The organism is Fulvivirga sp. M361, from assembly GCF_007097395.1.
Lineage (GTDB): Bacteria > Bacteroidota > Bacteroidia > Cytophagales > Cyclobacteriaceae > Fulvivirga.
The window spans coordinates 1-249 of record NZ_VKDC01000133.1 but is presented as its reverse complement, the minus strand read 5'-3'; the positions used below and the strand labels follow the sequence as shown (position 1 = coordinate 249).

The window sequence follows — 249 nt, the reverse complement described above, 5'->3', positions numbered from 1 at the left end:
TTTTGCCGCAAAGGAAAATTTATTCAACAGCCATTCCTGCCTGCTCTCAGTAGTATCTTTGATTGTTTTGATCAGTGCCTTACTGGTGAATTTCTTGAAATCACGTATCACCTCGTTGAGAGGTGCTTTGGTACTACCGGCAATCAAATGAATATGGCTGGGCATAATGCAATAAGCATAAACCACGAATGACTTGTTTTTAATGCAAAAATTTAGCGAATCGATGATGACCTCTTTATAAACAGGCCG

At 39.4% G+C, this 249-nt stretch carries 1 protein-coding gene; it reads right to left on the bottom strand.

The genetic code is table 11. From position 1 onward, the window contains the following. The coding region (locus tag FNH22_RS33055) for a transposase (protein ID WP_370513216.1) at nt 1–225 on the bottom strand (225 nt) is incomplete at its 3' end. Nucleotides 226–249 lie beyond the last annotated feature (24 nt).